Genomic DNA, 11813 nt, shown 5'->3' on the forward strand with positions numbered 1-11813 from the left:
ATATTCAGGAAAGGAATTTATAGTTGACAGAAGAAACGTTGCGCTGCTTCTGAAATTAATTGAGTGGATAGAATGGGTTTCTGTCCTTTAAATCGACAAATTGACTGAATAATCTCCAGTAAATCTCGCGGGTCACTCGACCTGGGTAATTTTCCCTGCTTGTAGTAAGTGTCATACAGGTAATTTACAAAAACTGGGTCGTATTCAATTTCACGTTGGCGACAACAGAGCTTCGCAATCTCTGTGAACACATCTTGAGACGGCGCAGTGATTTCGATCTTATGACGGATACGCCTGAGGAAGGCTTCGTCGACCAGTTCCTTCGGATCGAGGTTGGTTGAGAAGACGATTAATTGTTCGAAGGGAACTGCAAATTTCTTACCGGTGGCCAGCGTCAGATAGTCAATCCGGTCTTCGAGCGGCATAATCCACCGGTTCAACAGGTCTTTAGGACTGACGAGTTGTCTACCAAAGTCGTCGATCAGAAAGACCCCGCCATTGGCTTTGATGTGCAGAGGCGCTGTGTAGAAGTTGCTGACTTTGTTGTATCGCAGGTCCAGCATTTCCAGATTCAGTTCCCCCCCTGTAATCACCACAGGGCGTCTAATGCGTCTCCAGCGCAGGTCTGTTTCTGGTTTGGCCCAGTCCTTCATTTCCGGAATCCGGCTCCCTTTTTGCAGATCAGTGGGTGCCCGATCCTGCAGTTCCAGATCGTCGGTAGTTTGATGAATGGTCGGATCAAACAGCGTGATGATGCTGTTTTCCATCTGCAGTGCGTAGGGAATATAAATTTCTCCCCCCTGCCGATTCAGAAAACGTCCCAGCCCTTTGGCAATTAAGGTCTTACCGTTACCCGGAGGTCCATAAATAAAGATGGAACGTCCACTGCAGACCGCGGGCCCGAGTTCGTCCAGCAGTCCTTCACGAATGATAAAATCGGAAAAGGCAGCTTCGAGCCGCTCCGGAGTACAGTCGATACCGACCACGGTCTGGAGGGCACACTGCCTGACATACGCTTCTAAAGGCACTGGTGCCGGTCCGACATAACGGCATTGCTCGAATGCTTCCCGTGCTCGAATCCGCCCCAGTTCGGTCAGATTGAATCGATAGGAAGAACGACCGATCAGATTACCTGACGTGACTTCGATGCATTTATCATCTTTCAGAAATACCAGCGCGGTATCAATGATGGTGAACGGCAGGTGGGCACTGCGCGAGATTTCAATACCCAGCGCACTTCCCTGCAGATATAACTGCTTCAGGACCAGGTTGCACAACTGATTCAATGTCAGTCCTGATTGATCCAGCGTGTTTGGCGCGGGAATCGAATGGTCCTGTTTAGCTGCAGCGGCAGGAGTATGGACTTTCTTTTCCGGTCGCGTCCATTCCCCTTCCTGCTGAGTTCCGGGAAACAGATCACTATACAGATCTGTCAGATCGTTCTCTTTGTCGTTTTCCCGGAAACCCTGCCCGGAGGCATCTTGTGATTCATCTTCACCAGGGCGATCAATCATAGTTGCAGTTTACGTTCAAGCTAACTTGTTGAGAGAAAAAAATCGGAACCGCCAGAAAGCAGCGATACTTTAATTACTTCCGTTGGCTGCAGAACCGCCACCTGTTGTATATTGAATCCGTGGTGCCAGAATCGAACCGACGTAGGCACGGTACTTCATATCTTCTTCACGTGCCGGACGTCCGTATGTCTGGCTGACCCGCAGCATGGCGGAAGGCACATTCTGTCCATCAGACATCTCGGTGGCAGCATACTGGACATTGGCCAGTCGTTCCTGGCTGGAGATGGAACTGTTGGCGGTCTGCACAAAAATCATACGACGATTTTCCGGTGCGTGTTCCATAATCCAGCGTAGATGCAGTAAACCGGCCTGTGTCAACTTGTTACCATCTTTATCAAAGTGGTACGCGTACAATGTATTCTGATCAGTCCAGCCATTGTGAATCTGTCGATCCATGATATCCGCTACGTAAGCGCGGTCCTGGCAGGTATAGGGGTATGGCCAGTAGTGGGCATGATGGTAACGGTTCCAGAAATGCTGTTTGGGACCGGTGGGTCGGGGGTAAGGAGGCCAGAGTTCTCCGAATTTATATTTCTGTCGAGAGCCGACAGGTCGCGAGGCGCGTTCTGCCCACTTTGCTTCTTTGGAATTATCTTCCGAACAGGTGGCACTTGACCAGGGCCAGCCCGCTTCTGCTGTCACGCCATTTATCAGGCTAACTGCAAAAACGATAAGTAGATACGATTGCATTTTGACGGCAGTAGCCATGCCATCTCCCCCCTGTTTTGATCGTGCCGGAATCGCCAGACCCTTCACGAAAGATTGATTTGCGCAAGCCAGAACAGATCTCTGTTGCGACAGTCCTTTGTGAATTTATCGGCAGCGAACAGGTCTGGTCCTGACGAGAAAAACGATTCTACCGGGAGAATAAGAGAGATAATTTACTACTGTTATCGCGGTGAAATCCGTAGTCCACCTGGTGATGCAGTGGTTCTATGCAGCGTCTGCTACCGCCAGCCAGGATGAAATCCTGTCGTATGAGCAATACCACATCACAAACACACTCTTTAAAAAGGGACATAAACCCTGCCCACTCAAACGGGGGTGCCGGTCACTCGATTTTCCGTTGCCTGAGCCTGTTAAACTGTCGTCTCTACCACTACACTTTCGGAAGTCGGGACAGAAGCGCTCCTGTCTCTGGCACGTGTGTCATAGCATGACCATTTCTATTTTTTCTCAAAACAGTTATTCTAATGTAACTGAAAAGTAGATCCTGTAACTTATCAAATTTCCAGACTCAGTTTTCGGCACCTGTAACCGAAACGAATCGAGATCGAAATGGATGCGGTTGAGATACAAGCAAATGATTCCAGCGCCCGCTTCTCTGAACGAGACGCAGAGCAGATTGCGTCGGAACTGAATCTCACATCACAACAAATTCTGAATGTGATTGCCCTGCTGGATGAAGGAAACACCGTTCCCTTCATTACCCGCTATCGCAAGGAACGCACCGGCAACCTGGATGAAGTACAGATTCGCGATATCCAGAAACGCGTGCAGTTCAAGCGTCAGATCTGGGAACGGGCCTCAACCATCCTGCGATTGATTGAAGCACAACAGCAGCTCACTCCCGAACTCAAAGCAGAGATCGAAAAAGCGGATACACTCAAACGACTGGAAGACCTGTATCGCCCGTATCGCCCCAAGCGAACCTCGCGTGCTGCGACCGCGCGAAAACACGGCTTTGAACCACTGGCAAATGCCATCTGGTCCGGTGATGCCAGCATCGAAAATCTGACGAACGCCGCACTGCAGTATACCAAAGCAGAAGACGGCGCCCGCACAACAGAAGAGGTATTAAAAGGAGCCGCCGATATTCTGGTAGAAAAAATCGGCGAAGATCCCGACGTGCGTGAGATCTCGCGTAAGATCGCCTGGCGTTCCGGCAAACTGACTGTGAATGCCACCAAAAAAGCGGAAGAGTCCGGACAGGAATACCGCGATTACTTCAACTACTCGGAGCAGGTGGTGAAAGTCCCCCATCACCGGACGATGGCGTTAAACCGCGGCGAAAAAGCGGGTGCGTTACGGGTCCGCTTTGAATGGGCTGATGACTCCGCCTGCCTGTCGATTGCCCGTCACCTGAATCTTAACGGCCATCGCTTCCATGCATTCCTGACCGAAGTAATTAACGACGCACTCTCGCGTCTGATCCAGCCCAGCCTCGACCGCGAAATCCGCCGGGAACTGACAGAAAAAGCAGAAAAACATGCAGTATCGGTCTTCGCACAGAACCTGAAAAACCTGCTGCTGCAGCCTCCCCTGCAGGGCCAGCGGATTCTGGCGATTGACCCGGGTTTAAGAACCGGCTGCAAGCTGGCGGTCCTCGATGAGCTGGGATACTGTGTCGCGAACGACCTGGTCTATGTGACCGGTTCGGCTGACAAAAAAGAGTTCGCCCGCAAGAAACTGGCGGAAATCATGACCGAGCATCAGTGCCAGCTGGTGGCAATCGGTAATGGGACCGCCTGTCGCGAAACGGAAGAGATCATCACGGAGATGATTGAGCAGGACCTGCCTGAAGCCCGTTATCTGATAGTGAATGAAGCGGGTGCCAGCATCTATTCTGCCAGCCCGGTGGCCCGCGAAGAATTTCCCGATCTGGATGCTACCATCCGCGGTACGATCTCGATTGGTCGCCGCCTGCAGGACCCGCTGAGTGAACTCGTAAAAATCGACCCTCAGCATCTGGGGGTCGGCATGTATCAACATGATGTCAATTCCAAGCGGCTCAAGGAATCGCTGGATGAAGTCATCGAATCGTGCGTGAATTATGTCGGCGTCAATCTGAATACCGCCAGTGCCTCGCTGTTACGTCACGTATCCGGAATGAATCAGTTAATCGCCCGCCGGATTACCGAATGGCGCGAGAAGCATGGTTCGTTTCAGAGTCGCCAACAACTGCTGGATGTCGCGGGAGTGGGTGAAGCGACATTTACCCAGGCAGCCGGTTTCCTGAAAATCGACCAGGGAAGTGAACCACTGGATTCGACGTGGATTCATCCAGAAAGTTACGAACATGCTTATAAGGTATTCGAGCAACTCGAACTCCCTCCCGACAGCCTGAAGACGTCGGCCCAGGATCGTGCCTCGATCATTGAGAAAGTCGGACAGATTGACAAAGGGGGCCTGAGCAAGAATCTGAAAATTGGTCTGCCGACACTGGATGATATTCTGGAGGCGATCGTTCGTCCCCGTCGCGATCCCCGTGCTGATTTGCCCGGACCGATATTCAAACAGGGTGTGCTCAAGCTGGAACAACTGACCGAAGGTATGGAACTGCAGGGTACGGTGCTGAACGTGGTCGACTTTGGTGCCTTCGTGGATGTCGGTTTGAAAGACAGCGCATTAATTCACGTCAGTGAGATGGCAAACCACTTCATTGAAAATCCTTACCAGTTTGTCTCCGTCGGTGATGTGATTACGGCGTGGGTACTGGGTGTGGACCTGGAACGTCGGCGTGTCTCATTGACGTTGATCAGACCGGGCACGGATCGTCAGCCGAAAAAAGCACAACGTCCCAAACCTGCTGAGAAATCAGCGGAAGCACAGACAACAAAACGGGCAACACCGCCGGCAGAAAAAACATCGAACGGCGGAAACAACACAGGACATCAGCAGAAAAAGCCGCCGCATCAAAAACGGAAGCGGGCTGGTAAAAAAACTCCACCTGCCAAACTCACCGATGAAATGAAAACCGGAGATCAGCCCCTGCAGGGCTTTGATCAATTGAAAGCACTTTGGAACCAGAAGAAGAAATAGAATTCCCTCATTTCTTCGGATCTGAAGATTCTCCCGAGAACGATCATGCATACCAATCAGCGCACGCGAACATTTATCGCTGTTCCCATTCAGCCCCCCCGTGGTCTGAAAAAATTAATGCCCCGCCTGGAAAAGCTGGCCCCGGCTGTCAAAACCATTGATGTCGAGCAGATGCATATCACGCTGAAGTTTCTCGGGCCGACGGAACTGGAAGACATCATGCCCGTCAGCAGAATTCTGAAAGAGATGCGCGGCCGCTTCAAGCGGATGAAACTGGCTTTCAAAGGGCTGGGCGCGTTTCCCCGCGAAGATCATCCCAATGTCATCTGGGCCGGCATCTCGGATGCCACCGCGCTCATGGAAATGGTCGAATACCTGGAAGAAGAAACCCAGAAACTGGGCTACCCCCGTGAGCGGAAAGAGTTTCATCCCCACCTGACCCTGGCCCGAGTCAAAGCAAAACCTGCTGCAGAGCTGTTTGATATCCTGCGCGACCGCAAGAACGCCGAATGGGGTGAAGTCAGCATCGATACGATCAAGTTTTTCCAGTCAGAACTCAAAACGCCACAGGCCCGCTACCACGAAATGCAGACGGTCAAACTGCCTCAGCGTTAATCGGCTTCGGCAGTGGCTTGGGTCGGAAGAACAAAAACCGGACGAGCAGCCCCAGTATGATCAGCGCACAGCCGATGAGCGTATGCAGGGAGACGGTCTCGCCCCAGAAGAGCCAGACCCAGATCGGATTCAGGATGGGTTCCGTCAGCACCAGCAGCGCCGCTTCCTGCGACTTGACGGTTTTGACCGCATGAGAAAAAACCACGTAAGGCGTTCCCATCTGCACGACCCCGAGCAGCGCAATCAGAAACAACTGCAGCCAGGTCAATGAGATTCCCAGCGCCATCACCCAGGGCGCGACGACCGCCGCGGAGACCAGCAGACTGAGTGCCACCAGCCAGGCCGGATGCTCATCACGTAATACGCGAAAAAAGATCACCACCAGCGCATAGGAAATACCGCTGAGCAAAGCAATCAGGTTGCCGGCGAAGTTTTCGCCCGACCAGTCGCCGACCACAATGCAGAAGATCCCTGTCAGCACAATAAACATGGCGAGAATCGAACCCGCTTCGATGCGTTCTTTGAGAAACAGAAAGCCGAACAGCATGGCCCAGACGACGCTCGTATTCTGCAGAAAGATGGCAGCGGCGGCAGAGGTTTTCGTCATCGCGGTCACGAACAGGAAGTTCATCGATGCGAACGCAATCAGCAGGGGAATCAGAGCGGGACGCCAGCGGACATGTTGAAATTTCACAAACGGCAGCAGAAACAGCCCGGCGAAAAACGCACGATAACAGGCCAGGATCAGCCCGCGGTCGGCTTCGGGTATCGACTGAAACGGCGGGGACTTGATGAACACGCCGCTCAGGCTCCAGAGCACGGATGCCAGCAGCACCAGCAACCGCGCTCGGAACAGTTTTGCCTGGTCAACGTCTTCGGTCATAACCTGTGTTCCGGTCCTGCTCTGCGGAAGTTTTATGAACCGGCGGCTGCGATGGCGGCGGGAACTTCGATGGTTCCCTCGTACAAAGCGCGACCGATAATCGCTCCCACCAGTCTGGGTTGTTCACGACTGACTTCCGCCAGGCGCGTGACATCTTTCAAAGTCGTCACGCCGCCGGACGCGATCACAGGCAGACCGAGTTCGGCCAGCGAAATCATATCCTGAATCGTCGCTTCATCCACGCCCTGCATCATGCCGTCATTGGCGATGTTGGTATAGATGACGGCCGCCAGCTCGACGCCGACATATTCTTTGGCCAGATCGATGGCAGACGTTTCGGAGACATCCAGCCAGCCTTCGGTGGCGACTTTGGAATCGCGGGCATCCAGTCCCAGTGCCAGCCGATTAGGATAACGCTGCACCATCTGTTTGAACCACTGCGGGTCTTTCAGTGCCTGCGTGCCGACGATTACGCGGTCGATACCCACGTCATCCAGCATGAGTTGAATGGACGCTTCATCGCGAATGCCACCCCCCATCTGGCAGGGAACAGAAACGGCGTCTACGATCTTGCGGACGACTTCGTGGTTGACCGGTTGCCCGGCTTTGGCACCGTCGAGGTCGACCAGATGCAAACGTGAAGCGCCGCCGTCGGCCCAGCGACGGGCCATTTCGGTCGGATCATCGCCGAAAACGGTTTCCTGTCCGTAATCGCCTTGTCGCAGACGCACGCATTTGCCTCCCCGGATATCGATGGCGGGCAGTATTTCCATAGCTGAGCTGACTTTCTTTTCGCTGATGAGGTGGTTTTAAAAGGAAGCAAAATTCTGCAGGAGTTTGAGTCCCGCGTTCTGACTTTTTTCAGGGTGAAACTGAGAGGCGACAATGTTATCACGGGCGACCATCGAAGCGAAGCGACACCCGTAATCGGTATAGGCGGCGACATCTTCGGAATTGTCAGGAGCCACATAATAGCTGTGTACGAAATAGAAATGCTCGTGAGCAGGAATGCCTGCCAGGATCGGGTGCTCGGCGGTCCGTTCGATCTGGTTCCAGCCCATGTGGGGGATCTTCAGACCGGGTTGATCTTCGAAGCGAACGACCTTGCCGGGGATGAGACCCAGCCCCTCATATTCGCCGTCTTCATAGCTGACATCAAACAGCAGTTGCAGCCCCAGGCAGATACCCAGAAAGGGTTTGCCGGACTGCGCATGTTCCAGAATCGGTTCGACCAGCGACTGATCTTTGAGCGCCTGAATCGCATCGCGAAAGGCACCGACGCCGGGCAAAATCAGTTTGGAGGCTTTGGCAATTTTATCCGGATCGGCACAGATGACTGCTTCCGCCCCGACCTTCTCAAAGGCCTTCTGGACACTCCGCAGATTTCCCATTCCATAATCGACAATTGTAATCATAGTGGCTTCTAAATTAAGGTCGCTATTTTCTTCATACAGTGACGCTGAACTGACACATCTGACACAGCAAAGTTCAGTACGTGCGACCGATTCTAGTCTCTCAAACCATTTTTGTGAATGATGCCCGCAAAAATGGCTGATTCAACGGTTTTTACGCCCGACTGGTCTGTGTTGAATGTTTTTTCTGTCGATGCAGGTTCTGGTGATTTCTGGTTGACACTATACAAAATACTGGTAGTTTGAGACGGAACTGAATTAGTCTGACAATTGCTGGTGTTGACTGATTTTGAAGATTGCCTCGAACCTTGAAGGGCATACAAGGCTCCATACATAATATGGTACACTAAACCTTCCGTGGTTGACAAAAAGGATCCCCTCAGCGTGGAAGAAGATCCAACGCTTACTCCTGTTTTCCTTGAAATATTCGATCTACTTAATAGCCGTAAGGATACTCTTAAGTGGATCGGTTCACTGGGTGCGCCGGAAGACGAATCGGAGCACGTAATCGATAAACTGGATCGCGCTGAAGTAGCGTTGTTGAGATCAATTGTCTCACTCGCAGACGCAGTGGAGTCTGTTTTTGCCGCAAAGGGAGCACCGACTAGCTCAACTAATCTTGTTCGGAATTGCAAACCGTTTTTGATCGCTTGCCAATTCATCGAGTCCGCAACGGACGCTTCGAAAGAAATACATGTAATCCTTCGAAATCTTGATGCTGACAGAAAGGAAGGTTCGATTGCTGAGGTAATCTTTGCCAAGCAGTATAATGAGCAAAGGATTCCTCAGTTTGGACTTGCTTTGGATCTCCTCCAGTACTGGGAGTTACTTCTACGCAATGAATCTGATATCGCCTGCGACGAGTTCTGTCGTGGTGTAAGACAAATTCTTTCGCGTCGAATTACAACATTGCTTCAATATGATTCCTTACTGTGCAAGATACCGAAAAACGTGACTGCGTCTCCACAATCACCATTGTTTGATGTGCTTGCCAAAGATATAACCGACCGACTCGAGCGTATCTCCATTCGTCTCGATCAAGTTGATTCGCTCCAGAACTTTTTTCGCAGCAAACCCAAAACAGACTTTCCGCGTATATTAAAACATAAGCGCATACTCTTAAGTGATGAGTTAACTGTGGTTTTATCAGAGTTGTATCATCTGAGTGATAACGTACGAAAATTCTTGAAAGCAAATAATGAGGATCTACAGCAACTCAAATTCTTCGAAGACCTACCATGTTTTCATGCTGCTGGGTGTTTTGTAAATACTCATAAACACGGTATCAGAGGTCGGAACAAAACGAGTGCCTTCGCGGATTATGAGATTGTGATCGAGAATGAGGGAAAGTTACAGTTTGTGGACCTGATTATAAACTACAAGGGTAATGCCTGGCAGGCTTGTTTGTTAATTGAAGATCTGCTTCAGGTATGGGAAATCTTCATTCGGTATTACACGACCATAGAGTTTCCCGACTTTCGCGAGCGTATCGGAAGCAAGTTTGCTTCCAAGGCTTCCCTAAGCACATACACATGCGAACTTGGAGAGTCCATTGGTCAGGACCTTGAACGTAAATCAACTGAGCGAAAACAATACAATATTTAGTCGGTGACAAATCGGCACGAACAATAGGAAGCATCAGAACGTGCATCTGATAATTTCGCATGAACCGATTTCTGTTTTTAAGTGATTCTCAGTTGCAATTTTACATTTTTTGCGATTTATAGACAAAAGGTTACTCAGTCTATTAGTCGTTATACCACAGAAAAAAGACGGGGAGCAGGCATGCCGCTTTCGATGTACGCTCTAGACAACTTCGTAGCCCAAGACCTGTCGCAGTTGACCGAGTGTCGGGCGTCCCCCGTCGCCCAGGAATTCCCGGACTGCGCGTCGTGGCTGAGTTCTTTCGTCTTGAACAGGATCTTACGCGTACCCTTAACAAAGGAAAAGGCTGCATTAGCATTCGCCCTGATCAGGCGAGCGGAAGGAGCTGTAGTGGATTATGAGGAAGCACGCGATCTATTGATGAACATCGTAAATGGAAATCGCAGTATTTCCCTCTACTTCCACTGTCTTCGGCGGTTCGAATCATCCGTAGGAATGTTGTACCAATCGCTCGACTTCTCTCGGAAGGCCGTCGGAATCCAGTTGTTCACACAAGGCGACGGGAGTCCGTATCAGCGACTTAACTACATCTACAACACGGGTCGACATTCAAACCCAGAAGCGCTACCTTCAGGGCAACTCCACGCAGTCTGGATTAAGAACGACGGGTTACACACAGATGGGGCCAATCTGTCCTTCGAAGAACTTCGTGATCTGATTCTGGCGATCGGACGGACCGCAGACAAACTGGCAAAGGGTGAGATTTCGATCGAGCCAGACTCTGTTGCAGATGGCGACGCTACCGGTTCATCGTGACACCTTTTATATCTGGGACGAGGCCCCGGACCGCGAAAACAAAATGCAGCATCCAATCAGCGAGTGACTATCTAATGCCCCCGCACAGCGATGTCGAAAGAATCTCACCAAAAACAAACGCAATCGCAATAACTTCCTTCACGTGTATTACTATGATTCTTGTCATATTCGGCTTGATCAATTACCAGACAACCAGTTCCATTTCGCGCATCGAAAACCTCGGCGGAGGTGTGCGTCACGATATGGCATGGGGGGCGACTGTCTACGAGATCGTTAGCCTAGACGATACGGATGCAACAGACGCCGACATGAAATATGTCCGAAATCTTTGGCCCTGTCATGGCGTTTATCTGAAGAATACGAAAATTACAGATGATGGACTTAAGGAACTTCACGGTCTTTCGTTGTATGAAATCGACCTGAGGGGAACCAGAGTGACCCCCGCGGGAATTAAAGAATTGCGTCAATCAATCCTGAACGAAAATTGTCGAATTAAATATTAATCATCATATGAATCTGAAACGTTTCCAAGAACCGATTTCTGTTCTTATTTAGCCTGTATCGGATCGAGATTATGAAACGCCGGACACCCCCAATAAACCTGTCTACCGACGATTTGCGAGATGAAAACTACGGGTCAGAATTGGGTCGACTATTCTTTGACTCGCCGGACTTTAATTTCAAACCGACTATAAATCATCTCAAAAAGATAGATCGGCTCAACATCGAATCTCACAGTATCGATGCATCCGCAGATCTAAGCTCGATCTGGCACATTCGTTTTGAATACCACGGATTTCATTTTTTCGTTGATACCAATCACCACGGAGCGACATCCTTGTTTTTCGTAACCGAGGTAAACTGCCCCAACGATATTTTATTGGATCTACTGAAAATATTTGGACAAATTGGCTCACTGACCTGGCAAGAAGCGTAACTCTGAAACAGCAACAGAATCCTGAAATGTATTCAGGAGCGGTTTTCGATTCTGACATATGACTGTAAATACCATCAACATTAAGACCATAGTTGCGGTTTATTCGCATCTCGTGATACAACCGGGGCTAACGCCTAATGGCACTTACTTTAAAGTAAGTTGGTCACCCCTGCCGTTTGGCATGGGATTTGCGCAGGATTCTATTCTTG

The 11813-nt window shown here is 50.6% G+C and carries 10 protein-coding genes; 5 read left to right on the top strand and 5 right to left on the bottom strand.

What is annotated here, in order from left to right; all coding sequences use genetic code 11:
* Nucleotides 1–17 precede the first annotated feature (17 nt).
* The gene (locus tag ACN0YH_RS16175) at nucleotides 18–1514 is read right to left on the bottom strand and encodes an ATPase (RefSeq protein WP_417380618.1); all 1497 of its coding nucleotides are present in this window, start codon (nucleotides 1512–1514) and stop codon (nucleotides 18–20) included.
* Nucleotides 1515–1583: 69 nt separating this feature from the next.
* Nucleotides 1584–2282, bottom strand: coding sequence for a hypothetical protein (locus ACN0YH_RS16180; RefSeq protein ID WP_417380619.1), 699 nt, complete (start codon nucleotides 2280–2282; stop codon nucleotides 1584–1586).
* Nucleotides 2283–2852: 570 nt separating this feature from the next.
* On the opposite strand from ACN0YH_RS16180, the gene ACN0YH_RS16185 reads away from it, so the two are divergent.
* The gene (locus tag ACN0YH_RS16185; protein ID WP_417380620.1) at nucleotides 2853–5336 is read left to right on the top strand and encodes a Tex family protein; all 2484 of its coding nucleotides are present in this window, start codon (nucleotides 2853–2855) and stop codon (nucleotides 5334–5336) included.
* Between the two features lie 45 nt (nucleotides 5337–5381).
* Nucleotides 5382–5951 (top strand): RNA 2',3'-cyclic phosphodiesterase, encoded by a 570-nt coding sequence (gene thpR / locus ACN0YH_RS16190; protein ID WP_417380621.1) that lies wholly within the window; start codon nucleotides 5382–5384, stop codon nucleotides 5949–5951.
* On the opposite strand, the gene ACN0YH_RS16195 is transcribed toward thpR, so the two are convergent.
* From ACN0YH_RS16195 to hisH, 3 genes are read right to left on the bottom strand one after another with little or no spacing between them, the layout of a single operon-like run.
* Nucleotides 5932–6834, bottom strand: coding sequence for a DMT family transporter (locus ACN0YH_RS16195; RefSeq protein ID WP_154897764.1), 903 nt, complete (start codon nucleotides 6832–6834; stop codon nucleotides 5932–5934). The two genes, thpR and ACN0YH_RS16195, sit on opposite strands and share 20 nt — an antisense overlap.
* 32 nt (nucleotides 6835–6866) lie before the next feature.
* Nucleotides 6867–7607: a 1-(5-phosphoribosyl)-5-[(5-phosphoribosylamino)methylideneamino]imidazole-4-carboxamide isomerase gene (hisA, locus tag ACN0YH_RS16200; protein WP_417380622.1), complete on the bottom strand. Its 741-nt coding sequence runs from the start codon at nucleotides 7605–7607 to the stop codon at nucleotides 6867–6869.
* 36 nt (nucleotides 7608–7643) lie between these two features.
* On the bottom strand, nucleotides 7644–8249 hold the full coding sequence (gene hisH, locus ACN0YH_RS16205; protein WP_278441935.1) for an imidazole glycerol phosphate synthase subunit HisH: 606 nt from the start codon (nucleotides 8247–8249) through the stop codon (nucleotides 7644–7646).
* 381 nt (nucleotides 8250–8630) lie between these two features.
* On the opposite strand from hisH, the gene ACN0YH_RS16210 reads away from it, so the two are divergent.
* The 3 genes from ACN0YH_RS16210 (at nucleotide 8631) to ACN0YH_RS16220 (ending at nucleotide 11170) form a co-directional block, all read left to right on the top strand.
* Nucleotides 8631–9851 (top strand): hypothetical protein, encoded by a 1221-nt coding sequence (locus ACN0YH_RS16210; RefSeq protein WP_417380623.1) that lies wholly within the window; start codon nucleotides 8631–8633, stop codon nucleotides 9849–9851.
* A gap of 180 nt (nucleotides 9852–10031) precedes the next feature.
* Nucleotides 10032–10667 carry a hypothetical protein gene (locus tag ACN0YH_RS16215; RefSeq protein ID WP_417380624.1) on the top strand — a complete coding sequence of 212 codons (636 nt, stop codon included), beginning with the start codon at nucleotides 10032–10034 and terminating at the stop codon, nucleotides 10665–10667.
* 152 nt (nucleotides 10668–10819) lie between these two features.
* On the top strand, nucleotides 10820–11170 hold the full coding sequence (locus ACN0YH_RS16220; protein WP_278469670.1) for a hypothetical protein: 351 nt from the start codon (nucleotides 10820–10822) through the stop codon (nucleotides 11168–11170).
* Nucleotides 11171–11813 lie beyond the last annotated feature (643 nt).

Source organism: Gimesia sp., from assembly GCF_048262075.1.
Taxonomy (GTDB): Bacteria; Planctomycetota; Planctomycetia; order Planctomycetales; family Planctomycetaceae; genus Gimesia.

Excerpts from the sequence above, each read along its gene's own strand:
- ACN0YH_RS16175 (WP_417380618.1), bottom strand. The coding sequence starts at position 1,514 with ATGATTGATCGCCCTGGTGAAGATGAATCACAAGATGCCTCCGGGCAG.
- ACN0YH_RS16180 (WP_417380619.1), bottom strand. The coding sequence starts at position 2,282 with ATGGCTACTGCCGTCAAAATGCAATCGTATCTACTTATCGTTTTTGCA.
- ACN0YH_RS16220 (WP_278469670.1), top strand. The coding sequence starts at position 10,820 with ATGATTCTTGTCATATTCGGCTTGATCAATTACCAGACAACCAGTTCC.
- thpR (WP_417380621.1), top strand. The coding sequence starts at position 5,382 with ATGCATACCAATCAGCGCACGCGAACATTTATCGCTGTTCCCATTCAG.
- ACN0YH_RS16195 (WP_154897764.1), bottom strand. The coding sequence starts at position 6,834 with ATGACCGAAGACGTTGACCAGGCAAAACTGTTCCGAGCGCGGTTGCTG.
- hisA (WP_417380622.1), bottom strand. The coding sequence starts at position 7,607 with ATGGAAATACTGCCCGCCATCGATATCCGGGGAGGCAAATGCGTGCGT.
- ACN0YH_RS16215 (WP_417380624.1), top strand. The coding sequence starts at position 10,032 with ATGCCGCTTTCGATGTACGCTCTAGACAACTTCGTAGCCCAAGACCTG.
- ACN0YH_RS16185 (WP_417380620.1), top strand. The coding sequence starts at position 2,853 with ATGGATGCGGTTGAGATACAAGCAAATGATTCCAGCGCCCGCTTCTCT.
- hisH (WP_278441935.1), bottom strand. The coding sequence starts at position 8,249 with ATGATTACAATTGTCGATTATGGAATGGGAAATCTGCGGAGTGTCCAG.